Source organism: Neobacillus driksii (assembly GCF_013409995.1).
GTDB lineage: Bacteria > Bacillota > Bacilli > Bacillales > Cytobacillaceae > Neobacillus > Neobacillus driksii.
The window spans coordinates 86844-104948 of record NZ_JACCBX010000015.1 but is presented as its reverse complement, the minus strand read 5'-3'; the positions used below and the strand labels follow the sequence as shown (position 1 = coordinate 104948).

Annotated in this window: 20 protein-coding genes and 1 pseudogene; 8 read left to right on the top strand and 13 right to left on the bottom strand. The window is 38.3% G+C overall.

Annotated elements, in window-relative coordinates:
- Positions 1-123 precede the first annotated feature (123 nt).
- Genes F4694_RS26610 through F4694_RS26600 form a run of 3 tightly spaced genes read left to right on the top strand, consistent with a single transcriptional unit; the run spans position 124 to position 2344 of the window.
- A complete protein-coding gene (locus tag F4694_RS26610) occupies positions 124-657 on the top strand; it encodes a sigma-70 family RNA polymerase sigma factor (protein WP_308806746.1) in 534 nt (177 codons plus the stop codon).
- Positions 658-659: 2 nt separating this feature from the next.
- Entirely contained in the window at positions 660-1079 is a 420-nt protein-coding gene (locus F4694_RS26605) for a PadR family transcriptional regulator (protein ID WP_179602939.1), read from the top strand.
- Entirely contained in the window at positions 1076-2344 is a 1269-nt protein-coding gene (locus F4694_RS26600; protein WP_179602938.1) for an FtsW/RodA/SpoVE family cell cycle protein, read from the top strand. Before F4694_RS26605 ends, F4694_RS26600 begins: the two co-directional genes overlap by 4 nt.
- A 137-nt stretch (positions 2345-2481) precedes the next feature.
- On the opposite strand, the gene F4694_RS26595 is transcribed toward F4694_RS26600, so the two are convergent.
- Positions 2482-2913, bottom strand: coding sequence for a MarR family winged helix-turn-helix transcriptional regulator (locus tag F4694_RS26595; RefSeq protein WP_218895849.1), 432 nt, complete (start codon positions 2911-2913; stop codon positions 2482-2484).
- Between F4694_RS26595 and F4694_RS32790 the strand changes: the two genes are divergently transcribed.
- The gene (locus F4694_RS32790) at positions 2841-3077 is read left to right on the top strand and encodes an MFS transporter (RefSeq protein WP_306458541.1); all 237 of its coding nucleotides are present in this window, start codon (positions 2841-2843) and stop codon (positions 3075-3077) included. The genes F4694_RS26595 and F4694_RS32790 overlap by 73 nt on opposite strands.
- 371 nt (positions 3078-3448) lie before the next feature.
- On the opposite strand, the gene F4694_RS26585 is transcribed toward F4694_RS32790, so the two are convergent.
- The 11 genes from F4694_RS26585 to F4694_RS26535 all read right to left on the bottom strand — a co-directional run bounded on the left by F4694_RS26585 (position 3449) and on the right by F4694_RS26535 (position 11623).
- A complete protein-coding gene (locus F4694_RS26585; RefSeq protein ID WP_179602936.1) occupies positions 3449-3880 on the bottom strand; it encodes an Hsp20/alpha crystallin family protein in 432 nt (143 codons plus the stop codon).
- Positions 3881-3901: 21 nt separating this feature from the next.
- Positions 3902-4144, bottom strand: a complete 243-nt coding sequence (locus F4694_RS26580; protein ID WP_179602935.1) for a spore germination protein — start codon at positions 4142-4144, stop codon at positions 3902-3904.
- A gap of 21 nt (positions 4145-4165) precedes the next feature.
- A complete protein-coding gene (locus F4694_RS26575) occupies positions 4166-4420 on the bottom strand; it encodes a spore germination protein (RefSeq protein WP_179602934.1) in 255 nt (84 codons plus the stop codon).
- Positions 4421-4616: 196 nt separating this feature from the next.
- Entirely contained in the window at positions 4617-4958 is a 342-nt protein-coding gene (locus F4694_RS26570) for a hypothetical protein (protein ID WP_306458545.1), read from the bottom strand.
- A gap of 246 nt (positions 4959-5204) precedes the next feature.
- Complete coding sequence (locus tag F4694_RS26565; RefSeq protein ID WP_179602932.1) at positions 5205-5693, bottom strand: (2Fe-2S)-binding protein; 489 nt, start codon at positions 5691-5693, stop codon at positions 5205-5207.
- Positions 5693-6529: an FAD binding domain-containing protein gene (locus F4694_RS26560; RefSeq protein ID WP_179602931.1), complete on the bottom strand. Its 837-nt coding sequence runs from the start codon at positions 6527-6529 to the stop codon at positions 5693-5695. Before F4694_RS26560 ends, F4694_RS26565 begins: the two co-directional genes overlap by 1 nt.
- Positions 6530-8848, bottom strand: coding sequence for a xanthine dehydrogenase family protein molybdopterin-binding subunit (locus F4694_RS26555; RefSeq protein ID WP_179602930.1), 2319 nt, complete (start codon positions 8846-8848; stop codon positions 6530-6532).
- Positions 8849-8868: 20 nt separating this feature from the next.
- Complete coding sequence (locus F4694_RS26550) at positions 8869-9495, bottom strand: nucleotidyltransferase family protein (protein WP_179602929.1); 627 nt, start codon at positions 9493-9495, stop codon at positions 8869-8871.
- Positions 9485-10459, bottom strand: a complete 975-nt coding sequence (locus F4694_RS26545; protein ID WP_257029407.1) for an XdhC family protein — start codon at positions 10457-10459, stop codon at positions 9485-9487. Before F4694_RS26545 ends, F4694_RS26550 begins: the two co-directional genes overlap by 11 nt.
- A gap of 180 nt (positions 10460-10639) precedes the next feature.
- On the bottom strand, positions 10640-10849 hold the full coding sequence (locus F4694_RS31890; RefSeq protein ID WP_218895848.1) for a hypothetical protein: 210 nt from the start codon (positions 10847-10849) through the stop codon (positions 10640-10642).
- 438 nt (positions 10850-11287) lie between these two features.
- Positions 11288-11623 carry a DUF1259 domain-containing protein gene (locus F4694_RS26535; RefSeq protein WP_218895847.1) on the bottom strand — a complete coding sequence of 112 codons (336 nt, stop codon included), beginning with the start codon at positions 11621-11623 and terminating at the stop codon, positions 11288-11290.
- A gap of 70 nt (positions 11624-11693) precedes the next feature.
- Between F4694_RS26535 and F4694_RS26530 the strand changes: the two genes are divergently transcribed.
- The 4 genes from F4694_RS26530 (at position 11694) to F4694_RS26515 (ending at position 15902) form a co-directional block, all read left to right on the top strand.
- Positions 11694-12233, top strand: a complete 540-nt coding sequence (locus F4694_RS26530; protein WP_179602926.1) for a GNAT family N-acetyltransferase — start codon at positions 11694-11696, stop codon at positions 12231-12233.
- A 199-nt stretch (positions 12234-12432) separates the two neighbouring features.
- Positions 12433-13731 (top strand): MFS transporter, encoded by a 1299-nt coding sequence (locus tag F4694_RS26525; RefSeq protein ID WP_179602925.1) that lies wholly within the window; start codon positions 12433-12435, stop codon positions 13729-13731.
- 316 nt (positions 13732-14047) lie between these two features.
- Positions 14048-14599 carry a sigma-70 family RNA polymerase sigma factor gene (locus F4694_RS26520; protein ID WP_257029406.1) on the top strand — a complete coding sequence of 184 codons (552 nt, stop codon included), beginning with the start codon at positions 14048-14050 and terminating at the stop codon, positions 14597-14599.
- On the top strand, positions 14589-15902 hold the full coding sequence (locus F4694_RS26515; RefSeq protein WP_179602924.1) for a LolA family protein: 1314 nt from the start codon (positions 14589-14591) through the stop codon (positions 15900-15902). The genes F4694_RS26520 and F4694_RS26515 overlap by 11 nt, the downstream gene beginning before the upstream one ends.
- Before the next feature lie 517 nt (positions 15903-16419).
- Here F4694_RS26515 and F4694_RS26510 read toward each other — a convergent pair.
- Positions 16420-17817: pseudogene (locus tag F4694_RS26510) on the bottom strand (polysaccharide lyase 6 family protein).
- Between the last annotated feature and the right edge of the window lie 288 nt (positions 17818-18105).

The following is an 18105-nucleotide window of genomic DNA, read 5'->3' as shown; positions in this document are numbered from 1 at the left end:
AAATCATACAAAGAAGCTTTAGGATAAGGTTAACTTATTCTAGGCTTCTTTTTTTGGAAAAAGAAAGATCTTAAAAACTTCCTAACAGGTCACATCGTCTAAGTATAGGAAGGAGTGAAGGTAGTGGAAGAGATGATAATCGGTGGAATTGCCATAGAAGATAAAGAACACATCATTGATGAAATCATGAATCAGTACGGACAAGAGATTTTGCAGCTGGCGTATTCCTATGCAAATAATCAAGCGATTGCGGAGGATTTAACTCAAGATATTTTTGTTAAATGCTATAAAAACCTCCATACATATAGCGGGAAAGCAAAATTGAGAACTTGGTTGTGGCGGATTGCCATTAATCATTGTAAAGATTTCCATAGAAGCTGGTACCAAAAGAACGTGGTCATAGCCGGCGAAGAATTTCCGATTAACGGTACCAAAAAGGAACTAGTAGAGCAGAAGGTGATTCAAAGGGAAGAGGATGATGAATTAATCTCTGCGATTATGACACTTCCAATTAAATATAGGGAGGTAATTTACCTTTTCTACTATGAAGAACTGCCAATCAAGGAAATTGCTGCGGTTACTGAAACAGGCGTTAATACAGTTAAAACCAGATTACGACGTGCTAAGGAGCTTCTAAAAGAACGATTGGAGGAATAACGGTGGAGGATCGTTTAAAAAACCTAAAGAGAGTAATGGATAAGAGAACATTTGCTGACTTGAATTTTTCTGATCAACATCATAACTCAGTACGCAAAAAAATTAGCCAACAGGAAGAAAGTGATGAGGATATTCTGCTGGCAGTCATGCAGCTTCTAGTTCAAGAAAAAACAGGACATGAGTTAACAGGGCTGCTTCGGGGCCGGGGAATTCAGAAATTCGAAAATAACGAAGGATTTTTGTATACCCTGCTGCACCGTTTAGAGCAGTCTGGCTGTATTCAAACAAACTGGGATGATTCAGGAGCTAAATATTATTGGTTAGTGGATAAAGGCAGGAAATTATTGAACAAAGCCGAGCAAAAACGAACAAAACACCGGATGGTTTTAAAGGAATTATTAGAGGGGGTGAGTGTTCAGTGACAAACAATAGAAAACAGATTTTTCTAAATGAGGTAACCAATCAAATCCGGTCAAAGGAAGTAAAAAACTATGTTGCGAACGAATTAAATTATCACTTAAAGGAAGCAAAAAGGATATGGCTGGAAAGAGGATTATCAGAAAGCGAAGCAGAGGAAAAAGCTGTTGAACAAATGGGGAATCCAACTAAATTAGGAATGCAGATGAACAAGCTGCACCGTCCTAAGGTAGACTGGTGGCTAATTCTTCTTCTAGCCATATCCACTGGTTTAAGCTTCCTGCCTATGTTCTCTCTCGGTTATATGAAAGACACGTACTTTATCATATATAAGATTCTCATTGCCTTTCTTGGGGGCGCTGCAACAGTGGGAGTCATGCTGGTAGATTACCGAAAGTGGAAAAGGCACGGCTGGCTTTTTTACACAATCGGGATGTTGCTGCTATTCATCTTGGCTTTTTTCTCAAACACTATGATAAATGGACTGAGGCTAATAAAGCTTGGGCCAATTACCATTGAAAGTCTAATGGCATTGCCATTCTTCTATCTTGCTTGGGCTTCATTTTTCAATAATGAAAAATTAAGAGTTTGGCATTCTTTATTATTGTTTTTAAGCCCAATCCTGCTATTTCTTGCCTTACCGAGTATTTCAACCATCTACTTATATTCAGTGATGGTGTTCGTGATGCTTTGGTGGAGCCAATTCAGTAAAAAGGTTAAATGGATGATTTCTGTTGGTACACTTGGAACCATTATGTTGACGGCCTTATTGGTTTGGCCATTCATTAAGCCCTATCAGATTGTAAGACTTCTGGCGTTTTTTAATCCAGAGAAGTACGCAGACACGGAAGGATATATCATCCTTCGGATTCAGGAACTCATGTCAAAGGCTGGCTGGTTTGGTGTGACAGGGACCAAAGAGTTCATACCAGAAGCACGTACGAATTTTGTTTTTGTAAGCTTTACCTATTACTATGGCTGGATTTTTGGCGTTTTACTGGCTGTAATTCTCCTACTGTTTGCAGCTAGGATGATGGTGATCCAACCAAAGATTAAAGAATCTTATGGACAACTGCTTCTTATTGGCGGGGTTGCCCTTTATGGTATCCAGCTCGTTAGTAATATCGGTATGGCCTTGGGATTATTCCCTATGACTTCAATGTCACTGCCTTTCATTAGTTACGGTTTAATGCCAACTTTACTTAATGCGATATTAATAGGGTCAGTGTTAAGTGTTTACCGCCGTAAAGATTTGTTATGGAATAGTTAAAAAAAGAAGAACTCTTAACGGATTCCCTTAAGTATAGAAAAATTATAAAAATAACTTAAATGAGTGTCAGATTCTAAATTTGTCACTCATTTTTTTTGTATAAGCGATTTATAGAGAAACTGCACTAAATTGAAAAATTAGCTTTCTTTTAAGTGATCAACGAGTCGACTAAGTAAATTACTTAATACGATTATTTCTTGTTCATTGTAAATACTATAAGATTTGCTATTAAATTCATTTCGTGAGGAACTTAATTGCTGATAAACTTGTTGTCCTTCTTCTGTCACCCTCACACGTGTACGTCTTTTATCTTCAGGATCTGAAAATAAAGTAACTAAATTTGCCTGCTGGAGGCGATTTATCATACCTGTCATATTTTGTTTGGTTACGAGTGTTTCTTCCTTTAATTCACCAATTGATATATCACCTTTTTCTATTATTGTTCTAAGAATAACCCATTGCTGTATACTAGTAAGACCTACATCTGCAACCATTTTTGCACCATATCTGCATAAAAGATTGGATACCCTTAAGAAATCTAACGTTATGTTTGTTTTTATATTTTCCATCAGTCTGGGGAATTGCAGGTCTCCTTGGTCCTTTAGTAGGTGGATTCTTTGTCGATCAAATCAGCTGGCGTTGGATTTTCTATATTAATTTACCAGTTGGTTTAGTATCGCTCGTGTTACTCACTGTCTTCTTCCACGAAACGAAGGAGATTTCGTACCAATAAGTTATTTTACAGTTGATAAATACATTAGAAGTAATTTTTAAGAAAACGAAGGAACTTGATGACAACTTACCGACGAAAACGATATGAAGATGCTAGATTCATTGCACAGTTGATCAAGGATAGGAGATACACCGAACCAACAATTACACAAGGTGTTTATGAAGAAATCCCTGTGGCTAAAAAAATAGGTGCCCCCCCCTAACTGACGACCTTCAAATAGCGAAAGGCTAGATTCATAACTTGCTAAATCGGTATTTTTCTTAGCTTTTAACAGTATTTAATAGCTAAGAAGGCAAAGAGCGTTGTTTAGAGAGGCAGAACTGTAGTTGTGGATAATAGTAAGTGAAGTAAGTTTAGGCAATTATTTGATGTTAGATATTTACATTTATCTGTTCTATCTGTCTTGGATAACTGATGTAAAGGAGTCCATCTTGATATTGGACCGTTAATAAATGCGCCTCTGTTGGCTCAGGTAAATCTATTTCAAAGCTAATTTCCCCATAATATCTTTCCTGCTTCATTGCAAGTTCGTTTGAAATAGGCGGGACGACATTGGTTTTTATAGAAATCCGGCTTTTTGATATTAAATTAAATATTAGATTGTTCACTTGGATACCGGGTAATTCTACAAGAATACAGATGGTTGTATCATTTTGATAGATATCATGTTTGGGTACATCAACATCAGAAGTTCGGGTGGAAAATTCTTTTGGGAGCTGTTGATTTAAAACACTGCTCCAAAAATCACTTTGTTTATATTCATTGGTTATTTCCATCCATTTTCTTATTTTTTCAATGTCCATGATTTACCCTCCTGGCTCCTTTTATACTTGATTAGCAATGGGCATGGATGGATTGGCAATTTGATCTTGGTCACTTACGTCAGTATCAAGCATTCCTGAGTTCATTTGTGAAAAAGTTGGTGAAAAATCTCCTAGAGAAAAATTTGCACCAATAAATTTACTATTCGCAGTGTGGCTATTATGAACAGTTGGGCCAATATCAATATTCCCATTCTGATTTGCTCCATTGACCTTTATATTGAAAATATTAATCTGATAAGGCATGATTTCCTCTCCCTCTCTAGTTTAGAAACCTGGGACTCTTCCTATGTTGGTACTATCGGAATTCCCGATATCGGTCATATCGTTTACGTCTGGATCAATCAGGATATTTTGCAAATTGGCTTCAGTAGGGGACATATCGCCATATGACGAGTTAACTCCCTGTACTTTGCTCTTTGCAGTATGACTATTATGTGAAGCTTCACCAATGGTTACAGAGCCGTTTCCAGAAATGCTATTTATTTTGAAATTATATAAATTAATGACTATAGATGGCATAACTTCTCCCTCATTCTAGGTAGCAATTTTGTAAATAGCGTATGCGTATACTTGCCTAAATGACACCAGAGTTTTTCTAAAGTCCTGAAAACACAGGCTATTAAAAAAGGCCAATACATCCAACAAAGGATGACACTGGCCTTAGACCTTTTTCAACTAAGCAAAGAAAACCCAGGTTTACTTTTAAAAGTCTATATTAATAGAATGGATAGCCATAACCATAATCATAATATGGATAGCCATAGCCCCATGGACCAATTAGAGCGCTGCCAAGTAACCCACCTAGCACTCCTCCTAAGAACGGACCGCCAAATCCAAAGCCGAACGGCCGCCCAAATCCGAAACCGAATGGTCGCCCAAAACCAAATCTGCCAAAGCCGAACGGACGCCCAAAACCAAATCTACCAAAACCAAATGGACGCCCAAAACCAAATCCATGACCGAATCCATGATGACCGAATCCATGACCAAAGCCATGATGACCGAATCCATGACCAAAGCCATGATGACCAAATCTAGAATCATTAGGATCTACCATCTGATCGCCAATTAAATGTTGATGTTCTTGCATCTCTACATTCATTTAATTTTATCCCTCCTCTGTATTCACAAGTAGTGTATTCGGGATAAATTACTATTCTTAGGCCATTGTCCTAATGGGTGGAATTTTTTCAGATGAATGTCTACGGTCTAATTAAGATGATATTCAATAAGTGGCGTAAAAAAATGGACCGAGTAAAAAGATCCGGTCCATTGAAGTCAATTAAGTAGATAGGCTGACAGATTATTCAGAAGTACCGCCAACACGGCCTTCCACAACGGAAAAAATAGCTTCTTCTATTTCTTGATAACAGGTGCATCGACAAATATTAGAAGATAACCATTCTTTCACTACCTCATAGGTTGGATGTGGATGTTTTAATAGGAGTGCTTGGCAATTCATGATAAACCCTGGTGTACAATAACCGCACTGAAATGCAAAATGTTTGACGAATGCGTTTTGGATCGGGGAATCCTTCAACCCTTCAACGGTTGTAATTGCTGACCCAACACTCTCGATGGCGAGCATGATGCATGATTTATATACATTATCATTAACCATCACAGAACAGGCACCGCAATCCCCATTTAAACATCCAGGTTTTGCCCCTGTTAGGGATAGGTGATGACGAAGAACATATAGAAGAGTGTCGATAGGTCGTATTTCGACCTGACGCATTTCACCATTAATATTCAGTGAAACACTTATTTTCTTTGCGGAAGGATTGGGCATTATTCTTTTTCCTCCATTTCCACAATCATCTCTTTTAATGTGTTCCTTAACACAAATAATCGGTACTCTTTTGAGCCTTCAACATCATTCAGTACGGGAGTCGGGAGTTGCTCGATTGCGTGGTTAATTCGTTCCTCTTTAGGTAAAAGCGTATTGTTGAGTTCAGTCTCCACCTTTTGCGAACGGAAGGGGAAGGGGCATAGCCCGCTAAAGGCAAAACGTAACTGATTTTCGATCTTTATACAAGCTACCGTTATTAGGGGATAACCGGTCTCCCATTGCTGGCGCTTTTTGATCGTGATAAACGGTAAGGTAAGATATTTTTTTTCTATGAGGAGCTGGATCAAAAACTGCCCTTCCTCGAATTGAAAAGTTTTATTAAAAATATCCTGAATGGGATGTGTTTTTTGCCCTTCTTTTCCGGCTACAACCACTGTACTATCGCATAGCAAAAAGGGGAGAACAGCCTCACGGTAGAAAATATTCCCACACACATTACCACCTATAGTTATTTTATTCCTTGCTGTATGGTCAGCAATTTCCATAGATGTTTGTGTTAGTAAAGGGAAGATATTTTTTTCTTCAATATAAGTAAGCGGGAGAGAGGCTCCGAAAATAAAATGCTCCTGATAAGACTCGTGTGAGAGGGTTTCTTTAATGGCCTTAATATCAATAATCGCACCAGGATGAATAATATTGAGGCGGCCTAGTGTTAATATTTCGGTCCCTCCGGCATAGTACATAGGTAGTTTGTTTTCCTTCTTTAAGATGAAAAATTGTTCAACAGCTTCATTAACGGTAGATGGTTGGTAATATTCGATATTGCCAGCAAGCATCTATTTTTCACCCCGCTTGATCTTCCATAATAATTCAGGGATAAGAGGTAAATAGTTGACGTTGACGGACAAAGCAGTGGAGAGACTATTTGCTAAAGCTGCAGGCATCCCGATTAAACCATGTTCCCCAACACCTCTTCCGCCATAGGGAGCGTCTATTTCTGGTGTTTCCACAAATGCCACCACGTACTTGGGGTGTTCCCCAAATCGAATGGGCCGGTACGTTCGTAGTTGGGGATTAAGAACACTGCCATGATCATCAAACCAGAACGTTTCTCTCGCGGCAAAGGAAAGACCCATACTCATCGCGCCCTTTACTTGGCCAATGGCTGTTTTCTCATTGAACACTTTTCCAATATCAATGACAGCTACAGCCTTAAGGACTTTATAGGTGTAGGTTCTTAAATCCAGTTCGATCTCTACCCCTTCTGCTCCTACGGTCCATTCTGGGCCAGGTCTGCCTGCCCCGGTCTCTTTGTCTAAATACGTCATTCCTCTTATCACAAAGTTACCTCTCCCGATGATTTGACTCCCAATCGTATTGCCATTTGGAAACGTATATCCATAGGCAATATCTTTAATAAGAATACTGGTTTTCGGGTCATCACGAACATACACTTTGCCATAACCGACTTCTAAATCATCTTCCCGTGCCCTTAAAATAAATGAGGCAATATTTTTTAGTTGACGTATGATATCCTCTGCTGCTGCTAAGACTGCTCTTCCTGCCATATACGTTCCTCTACTTGCGACCGTTTTCCAATGCTCCGGCGTACTTAATGTGTCGACTTCCATTTGAACATGAATGTCATTCACATCCATTTTTAATCTTTCTGCCAACATTTGCGCAAGTATTGTTTTGGTGGCCGTTCCGATTTCTATCACACCTGAAATAAGGTTAATACTCCCATCAGGATTAAATATTAAAATAACCGCCGAAGTTGCATTTGGGTCAATCGTTGAAGTCTTCCAAATGCAACTAATTCCCTTTGCCCGAACACGATGATTTCCAAGATCCTTAATCTGACCTTCCTGCCAATTGATTAATTCTTTTAATTTACTTATGCATTTTGGCAAATTCCCAACCGTACTAGAATTTAAGAGTACCTGGGTAGGGGTGGTATGACCCGGTAAAATGGCATTCTTATTTCTTAATTCAAGTGGATCGATGTTTAACTTTTGCGCGAGCACATCCATGGTCCGTTCAAAGGCAAAGTGAACCTCTGAATGACTGAACCCTCTGAAGGGGGCGGCATACGGATGGTTCGTGTACATACATAATGAGTCACACCAAATATTCTCAATATGATAAGGACCTGTACAGTCGACAGCCCCCGCACGGCTTAAATCAATTGATTTATCTGAGTAGGCCCCGCCATCCCAGAGATAGGTAAGTTCGGCAACCTTTAGAAGTCCTTCTTTTGTACTTCCGAGCTTCACCCTCGCTTCGAGACCGATATGTCCTGGTGAAGTCAGCATATCCTCTTCACGTGTATTAAGGATTTTGACGAGTCGGCCATTTACTTCCTTCGTGGCAATATACGCTAGGATCTCTAGTTGAGTGGAGGCTTTTCCACCATAAGCTCCACCTACTAGGGGTGTATTTACTCTAATTTTACCGGTGCTAATTCCAAAATATTGGCCTATCAATCTTTTAATCATAAACGGTGCTTGTGAGGAGGATGATATTTCAATCATTCCATTAGGATGTATTTGCGCGAACGAACATCTTGTTTCCATCGCTGCATGATCAGATGGCCGAAAAGCAAAGTGTTCTTCAACGATCACTTCACTTTCTGCGCAGCCTTTTTCCCAATTACCTTTTCGGATTTTCGTCCGGGTCGCGATATTGGTTCCGGGCTCAGGATAAACGCCTTGGATTTTTTTATACTCACCAAGCTTGGGGTGAAGAAGGGGTGCATCAGGTTTTAGGGCCTCAGATGGTGAATTGACAACAGGAAGTGGTTCGTATTGAACATTAACCGCTTGTGCACCTTGCTCAGCTAAATAAGGATTATCCGCTACCACAATCGAAATGACCTCTCCTTGATACCGGACTCGATCCGTAGCGATTGGCGGCCGGTCTTGCAATTCTTCCCCGGTGAGGGGGAGATTTTGACCGGTTATAACCGCCCTTACTCCTGGTATTTTCTCAGCTTCACTCATATCGATATTTTTTATTAGGGCATGTGCATAAGGGCTTATCACTAGTCTGGCATGCAGCATTTCGTTTGTCTCAAAATCTGCAGTATATTTTGCTTGCCCTGTTACTTTTTCAAAGGCATCCTTTCGGGTTATACCTTTCCCGATAATATACATGAATAGCCCCCCTTCTTGCTTTATAAGTAACGTTCCAAATTGTTTAAAACATTCTCGTATTCTTCTATCGTATCAATATCAATAAATAGTTCCTCAGATTTATGGTGGATTACCTTTCCTTTAATGGATGGGTGATCCTTTAAAAGTTTTTTCACGCCTTCATCATGTTTTAGTTGTGATAACAGAGGGAATAACTGTTTTCCAATCAGCAATGGGGGACTAATAATATCTTTAAAACTAGAAGCAACATACAATACCCCGTCCTCAATAAACGCAGCAATAAGTTGATTTATCATCTTCTTGTGGATAAAAGGTTGATCCGCAAGAAGAATCATCACCCCATCGGGTTTTAATGAATTGGCTACCTTTATCCCATAATTAAGTGAACGGGAGAGGCCTTTTACAGAATCAGTGCAATAGACTACTGTAATTTTCTCAGTTAATAATGACTTCCAATGTTTAATGGATGGGTCATCGTCTCTTGCAACTACAGCGATATGATGAAGGTTTGAGTCAAGTGCGGTGTGTAATGCGTATGCCCCGACTGTTTTTCTTCCTAAAGGGAGAAGCAATTTATTTTTACCCATTCGAGTACTCTTGCCAGCTGCAAGATAAATTCCTACTATTTTATTTTGTTTATTCATCATTCTTAATCTCCGTTGATTTTCTATATAGTTGAATGATTTGAGCCATTATACTGACTGCAATTTCTTCGGAACCTTGTGCACCAATTGGCAGCACGACCGGGAAAAAAAGATTTTTTTGAACCTTTATCCCGCTTAGCAGACGAGTTGTTCTTTCCTTGGAACCTAATATACCAATGTAATTTATTTCTGAATTTTTTAAGCCAGCAAGGAATTCTTGGTCTTTTAAAAAATTGTGGCTCATGATAACGATGAAATCGTTCTTTGAAAAGTGGATAGAATTGATAATATGTAGTGGGGATCCAGTAATGAATTGGTATGCGGAAGGAAAATGAGATTCATTGCAAAGTCCAGGTCTCCAATCACAGAGCGTTACATTGAAACCTATTGTTGAGGCTAATGATACTAAAGGTTTCGCATCTTCACCTGCGCCGAATATGAGGATACGAGGAGGTGGTATAAAAAGATAGGTGTATTTATAACCTTCATTATTTGGATGAAATTTATAATTATTATTTATATCCTTGTTAGGATAGATTTGAAACGTAGATCTTTTTAAAGTGAAGTCATCTGAAAATACTTTTTCATGAAGGACTGATAATCCTTTTTCTAAAGAGTTTTTTAGGAAAAAAAAGTCTGTCATTAATTTTTCAGTTACAGGTTCCAACAGTATTTTAATGATTCCGTTACACCCCATTCCTTGTCCACAACCATAGTCATCAACACTGCTTAAATCATACGTGACGATTTGTGGATAGGGGGATTGGAGTAACGCTTTACACCGCAAAAGGAAATCTTCTTCTAAACACCCCGGAGAAACCATTCCAACCCTATCCCCATTTTCCATCATAAGCATGGATGTCCCTTCTTTTAGGTAACCTGAGCCATCAATATGAATAATGGTTGCCAATATGCTCTTTGCCGTTGAATGTTGAAGCGCATTTAATATTCGAAAAAAGTTTTGCATGCACTTTCCATCTCCTACTATGTTCATTAACTCTTCGATTTAGAATTTATGAGTATATAATGAAAAAAATGCGATGAATAGTGAGGAAATTTTTAATGGAGCAACAATTTGAGTATTGTATTATTAGACTAACGCCTAAAATAGGCCCGCCAGAATTATTACCTACATCCTAACTTCCCTTTATAATTGAATGTTGCTGTTAAACGCTAAATTGCTGCTTTTTGTTAGGATCGATAATAAAATAGGCCCTAATTTCTCTAATTCTCCGTTCTCCATGTTTTTCCCATTTAGAAATAAATCCATATTAATTATTTCACTCATATCATTAATACTATTTAGTTGGTAAGAATAAGCAGTAATTAATTCTTGGAAGATATTTATTAATTTCAAGTGTTCAGAACAAATGAATGAAGGAGATTCTATCTTTTTAAATCGGAGGACAGTATCCTCGCATATTAAAATATTAGACTTTAATTTTTGTAAGATGTTATTTCCTTCTTTATTGTAATTACTCATATCTGATATTTTCTACCCAATTTTAGCTAATTCCTTTCCATATTCAGAAATATTCATGGTAAACTCCCCTAAAAAGTTGATTTAATTTAGTGTATGTAAATTAGCCTAGAATGATTAATAATCCTAAATCCGTTTTTAGTTGTATTAATGGGTTTAGCCTTAACACTAGCCATGGTTAGGCCATACAAAAATAGGTACTAGAATAGATAGTCTTAATAGATTAATGTTTATATATCTTATTAAAGGTATGTAATTATATAGCAAGTGTAAGGCATAAGTAAAAAAAGAAACCTAAAATGAGGGTTTCTTATGTTATTTTAATACTTTTAGTGCCTCTGAAATTTTTCTTACAAAAATTAAAGGTGGTTCTACAGATTGAAAATGGATATACAGGATGTTTGGTTCTGTGAACAGCCAATGATTATGAACAGCACTAATGGTTATCCCATTTTCAACTAAATGGTTTGAAAAATGTAAGATCTCTTCAGGAAGTATTACTGTTTCGCCGCGATTCAATATATTCCCATAAGAATCCATAGATTCAAACACTATTTTAGTACCAAGTTCACCACGAATTGGTCTTCCATGAATGGAAACATTTAAATTCCGTTCAAGCGTATATGAGATGGGTGAGGAATAAACATGCAATATGGAATGTTCGCAATTTTACTTATTATTTTTGGATTGATACTGCTTAGGTAATGGAGGGGCAATTAAGATGATAATTAGAGCTGCTAAAAAAGAAGAATATAGTTTTATTGAAGATTTTGTATATGAAATATTCAAGAATACGAGCTATACAGATGGTGTAGTTGAAAAATCTCTTGTAAGAGAGATTCGGGAAAAACAATTTTACATCCCACAATTAGATTTAGTTGCTGAGGACAAAGGGGAAATTATAGGACACTTTATACTTTCAAAACTTCCAATAAGTAATAACTATGAAAACGAAATTTTAATGTTATCCCCCGTCTCTGTGGCAATTAAAAAGCAACGACAAGGTGTTGGCAAGTTTATGTTGCAGGAAGGTATTAAATTAGCTTCTGAAAGAGGTTATAAGGGAATTATTGTTGAAGGAGATTTTCGATATTATCGACGCTTTGGATTTAGAACATCAACTGAGTTCGGCATATATGCGTCCAAGAAAAACTTACCGCCCTCCAAGGAGAATTTAATGGCAATGGAGCTGTGTAAAGATGGGTTGAAAAATATCTCTGGTGAAGTGGACTATACAATTTATCATTCATTAACACATTGAAATTTATTTAATATTAATGGGGCGTTAATCCAGGCAAGAGTAACCACCTTTTTTGTTGAATTTCTTATTAAACTAACGGAAGGTTAGTACATAATAGGTTCGCTTATTATATTTAAGGACGTAATCTTACTAAAATGGCTGCCTCGTACTTCACTAATAGGCATAAAATAAAAAGAGAATTATAATAGAGGTAGGTTAGATGATGTTACAGAAAGATAGTGGAAAAGTGTTAGACGCTCAATCAGCTCGGGTACAAAGCTACATTAATTCTTCAGAAAAACAAAAATCGTTATACAAACGAACTTTATTCATTGTAAGTATTTCACAAATTTTGGGTGGTGCAGGGTTAGCTGCGGGAGTGACTGTGGGTGCACTTCTTGCACAGCAAATGCTCGGTACAGAGGCATATGCTGGACTGCCTTCGGCTTTACTTACTTTTGGGTCGGCTGGTGCTGCTTTATTGGTCGGGAGACTTTCGCAGGCGTATGGACGGCGTACAGGTTTGACAGCTGGTTTTATGCTCGGTGGACTTGGAGCAATAGGTGTCATATTTGCAGCTATATTAAACAGTGTTTTCCTGTTATTCCCCTCCCTGCTTATTTATGGTGCAGGCTCAGCAACAAATTTACAAGCTCGTTATGCGGGTACGGACTTAGCAAGTAAAAAACAGCGTGCAACTGCTATTAGTATTACAATGGTTTTTACGACATTTGGTGCAGTAGCAGGACCAAATTTAGTAAATGTGATGGGCGATTTCGCCCTTTCGATTGGTGTTCCATCGCTTGCTGGTCCTTTCATTTTAGGAGCAGCAGCCTATATCTTAGCAGGTACGGTCCTTTTCATCATGCTTCGCCCAGATCCATTAGTTATAGCAAGAACAATTCAAGCAATCAACCAAGAGTCTAGTAATAAAGGGCTATTGCCAACAACGGAACATACAGAAAACAAAAGAGGAATCATCGTTGGAGCAACGATAATGGTCCTTACTCAAATGGTAATGGTAGCTATTATGACAATGACACCAGTTCATATGATGCATCATGGACATGACTTGGGTGCAGTAGGTCTTGTTATTGGGTTTCATATAGGTGCTATGTATCTCCCTTCACTTGTTACAGGTGCCCTTATTGATAAGTTGGGGCGTACTGTAATGGCTATTGCTTCTGGAATTACGTTACTTCTGGCAGGTTTACTAGCAGCATTTGCACCAGGAGATTCTATGGTTCTTATGGTAATTGCTCTTTCTTTACTTGGATTAGGATGGAATATTGGTTTGATAAGTGGGACAGCCCTTATTGTTGATTCAACTAAAACTTCCACACGAGCGAAAACTCAAGGTTCAGTGGATGTGTTAGTTGCTTTGTCAGGAGCTGCTGGTGGAGCCGTGTCTGGAATGATCGTGGCAAGTTCAAGCTACCTTACGCTATCAATAGCTGGAGGGATTTTATCTTTATTGCTTATTCCAGTGGTGATATGGTCTCGTGGAGTTAGAAAATAGGGCAGATTGTTTAGGAAAATCAAAATTTTAAAACTAAGTAGATACTTGAGTAGGAAAGAGTCGATACTTCGGCTCTTTTTTCTTATTCCTCAAAAGAGCAGTATCTGTATTATTAAGAAATTATTCAAAACAAGTTCTTAAAAAGGTAATATTGAATTGAGCTAAAGTAATCGGCTGCCATTTTATGGTAGCCCTTTTTAATTGGATTACTGCATAGTTGCAGGGAAAATTTTAATAAAAAATTCCAAAATGGAACATTTAAAAAATGCGAATCGTCTAATTACAAATACAAGGCATGGGAGGAGAAACTGAACGCATGGCTGACAACCCTAACTCAGAACCCATAAAACATTTGAATCGTGAAGAGAAGCTGAAATGGTTAATGACCGCTTACGGTAATGATGTTATTAGAATTGCTTATACTTACTTGAAGCACAAACAGATGGCAGAAGATGTAGCACAAGAGGTTTTTATAAAGTGTTACGAGAAAATGGATTCCTTTCGAAACGAATCATCTTATAAAACATGGCTGATAAGAATTACTGTGAACCAAAGTAAAGATGTCTTAAAAAGTTGGACTTTTAAAAATGTGTATTTTACGGATATTTTTAAGCCCAAACTGACCTTATCTTCTCTACAGCATTCATTTTCGAGTGTAGAGGAAAATCAATTGATTTCAAAAAAAGTAATAGAGCTGCCGGTGAAATTAAGAGAGGTCATTATCTTGTTTTATTATCAGGAGTTTTCTATTGAGGAAATATCGGACATGCTTAAGCTCAATTCAAATACGGTTAGAACTAGATTACATCGGGGACGCCAAAAACTTAAAGAAGGTTATGAAGGAGCGTGGGCAATTAGTGGAAAATAGACTGGAAAATTTAAAAGAAAAAATGGATGAAACCATTTTGAAAGACGTGTATTTTGATGATAAGCAGTATCAAAAAGTCTTGAACTCAATTAAAAAATCCAAGTTTCAAAAGCATGTTTTTCCGCTTAAAAATAAGTTTAATACTGTTCTTAGCGCTTCAGTTGTTTCTTTAATGTTTTTAGGGATCACCTATTTTGTAGGGACGCAGCTAAATTTATTTAATGGTCCTGAAGTGAAACAAGCTAATGAACGAAAGGAGAATATGCAAGAATCTCTAGAGCCTTCCAATGAGAAAACGGCATATATACCATCCAAGCAAGAAGAAAACTATGATGAAATGACTAAAGAAGAAATCCTCACAAAAATGATAAACACGGTAGATTATTTTGAAACGGCTATAGGAGAATTCAAATCCTTTTCTGAGGGTGACCCAGGTTATACGGTTATCGAATATGCGATTAGTTTGAAAAATCAACCAGGTGGGTACGGTAAAAGAACGTATACGGAAAATGGCAAAAACGATACATTTTATGAATACTATAATGATGGAACGGTATGGAATTTAATGGAACAGACACACACTTACAGTCAAATGAGTTATTCAGAAGGAAGTAGTTCAGGCACATTAAAGATAGAAGAGGCATTTTCAAAAGATAATGAAGGAATAAACGTTACAAAATATCGTGAGAGACCTCCAATTGGTTCGGCAAATGAAACATTATTTCCTTATGAGATAGCCTCAAACTATACACGAGATTTAAGTAAATGGGAAATAGAAAAGCAAAATGAGGAATTACTGGGTCATAACACGCTTGTAATCAAAGGGACTAAAAACCATAGAGATTTCCAAACATTCCGCTTTTGGGTAGATAAGGATACGGGGATATTGGTTAAGTATGAAACATATAATTCTGCTGGTGACGTTGTAGATTACTTATATCCGTCAAAACTTGAAATTAATGTTCCAATCGATAGTGAACAATTCAAACCCAATTTAGATGGTTATAGAATAGATGACCAATATGAGAAACCTAGTATAACAACTGGTAATATCGATGAGCAAATCCCTGAAGAATTAAAGGCACAATGGGAAGAAGTAAGGAAGAATCCGAATGAAACAGCGATACTTCATTTGAATAATAAGTGGTATATTCATGTCAAAAGAGGGTACCTTGTCAACTATATAGACGAAGAAAAAGGTATACTGTATTTTGCAAAAGCTTCCGCTGTTAAGTCACTGCTTAATTTCCATGCCCTTGTTGAGGGATATAACGTAGAAACTTTAAAAATGGTTTATGAGTAAATCAACGAAAGGTGACCGTCATTTGGCGGTCCTTTTTAGTACAAACAGCATAAGTTCCAAAGTGTACTTTGAGCACAAGATTGTGAAGTTTTGTTCTTAAAGTAATGTGCAGGCAATAAAAAGTAATTCCAATCTTACGGGAGTATAAAATACACTAAAGGTGGATGTATTGCCTTGCAAGCTATGGAGGAGTGGGTATTGAAATTGTTTTTTAATGATAATAGCAACGGGATTAGGTGTATTCGGACAGTTTTAGCCTATTTTGTGGATGAACACATAGCTAATACCAATCGTAGTGTATATTACTTAACCATCTTTATGGTTATTAGTATCCTCATTTACTTAGTCATCCCTTTATTAGCATACCTGTTGAAGAAGCTAAAAAATATTTAATAAAAAATTTACTCTTTTCGAATAGAAAAAGGCAGGCGTTTTTTGCACGCCAGCCTTCATACTATATTGAATCAATGATCGTGCCCCGATAGTTAATAGATACTGATGGGAGCTCGGTTAATTCTTATTCAGATGCGTTCAGCCATCTGGGTCCGACATTGCTCGGCTGTAAAGGCTTATTCCTTATAGGAGCTTTGGATACCTCATCCGCTCCAGCATCCCTGTTTCCTTGAGGTCGGGGCTGGCCATCCATATCATCTATTACGGAGTAAGGCCCGTTTTTCAATGCGTTGATAATCGGACTTTTTTCGCCCGCACGGTATAATCCGTCTTCTGCCAAAACCAGCTGAGGATTTTGCTGCATAATCCCTGCGACCGGCCAGATCCCGAGTTCGGCGCCATACATGAAATTTCCTTCATACGTAAGAGCTGCTGAATCGTCGATTACCTTAAGAAGAGAAAGCTTAGCGTTCCCGCTTGCCTGTATAACGTTATTTGCTATAATCGTGTCTACTGGCGCTAACGTATTCGTACCGCTTTTTTTATCGCCAACGATGATGTTGTTATCATTGTTCACGAGTGTGTTGTGAGTAATGAGAACATTTTTTACTTGAAAATATTTGTTGAGAGCCGAGTCAGGTATGCCATTGGTTAGAACAATGGCCCCACGTGTCGTATTGCTGCCAACAATGCCACTGATATAATTGTTGGCTATCACATGATCTTCGCCTATAACGCGGATCGCGCCTGCGTTCGCCTTGCCATTGGCGAAAAAGAAGTTGTTTTCAATGTGCGTTCCATTGCCGTGACGAAGTGTGACGGTCGCTGCATTGTTCAAAAATGTATTGCCGCGAATCACATTCTTCCCTGATTTAACCGAAACCATTTCGATTTCTCCATCATTGTTCTCGAACAGGTTGTTCTCTACCGTTGTATAGGAATCCGAGAGCGAATAGGTACTCGTTCCGATTCTCAGCGTTTCCGCTTCATTACTAATCACTTGTCCACTATCGTCGAGCAGGATAGGCCGGCCGGCAAAATGATTGTGATCAATGACATGGTGCTGCTCGGCTGCCTGCTCTCTCCAAACTACCATCGTTGCACCGATGTTTTTCTTGCCTTTGAAATAGGAATGGTCCACCCTGTTATAGCTTCCGTATAATCCAACTCACTTCGTGTTCTTCTCATTGCTCGGAGGGTTATAATCAATCATCTGGACGTTAGTAAGACGGGAATGCGTCGCTTCAAGATCTCCCACCCTGAACTCAATGACACCGGAATCATCGATATCTCCCCCATCTTTGAATACCAAGCCGTCCACCACAAGATACGATCCTCCGATGTTGAGTGTGGAGGCGCCGCTGAGCACTACCTGACCCGGTGTTTCCGCTCGCAGAGTGATGGGTTTATTCTGCTTGCCTGCGCCTTCCATCACAATGGCAGCATCCTTCCATACTCCGTTCCTCATCACAATTGTATCATCGGGTTGCGCTTTGCTCATCGCTGCTGAAATTTCGTCCACAGAAGAGACCTTCACTAACGATTCCTCAGCCGATGCACCGAAAGGGATTGAGGAGAAAGCGGTTACAATACAAACTGACAATAAAGATTTCCATAACTTTTTCACTATACTGCCTCCTTTTTGTAAATCTACGGATATTATCCTATACTTTCCAGGACAAGTTTATGGTTTTTTTTAGCTTGACCATGGATTTATTTGTAAAGGAAATGCATAAGTCCCTATGATAACGCTGTGGCGGAAGCAACATTTAAGATCTTCAAGACGGAATTCGCTAACCAAGCTCATTTT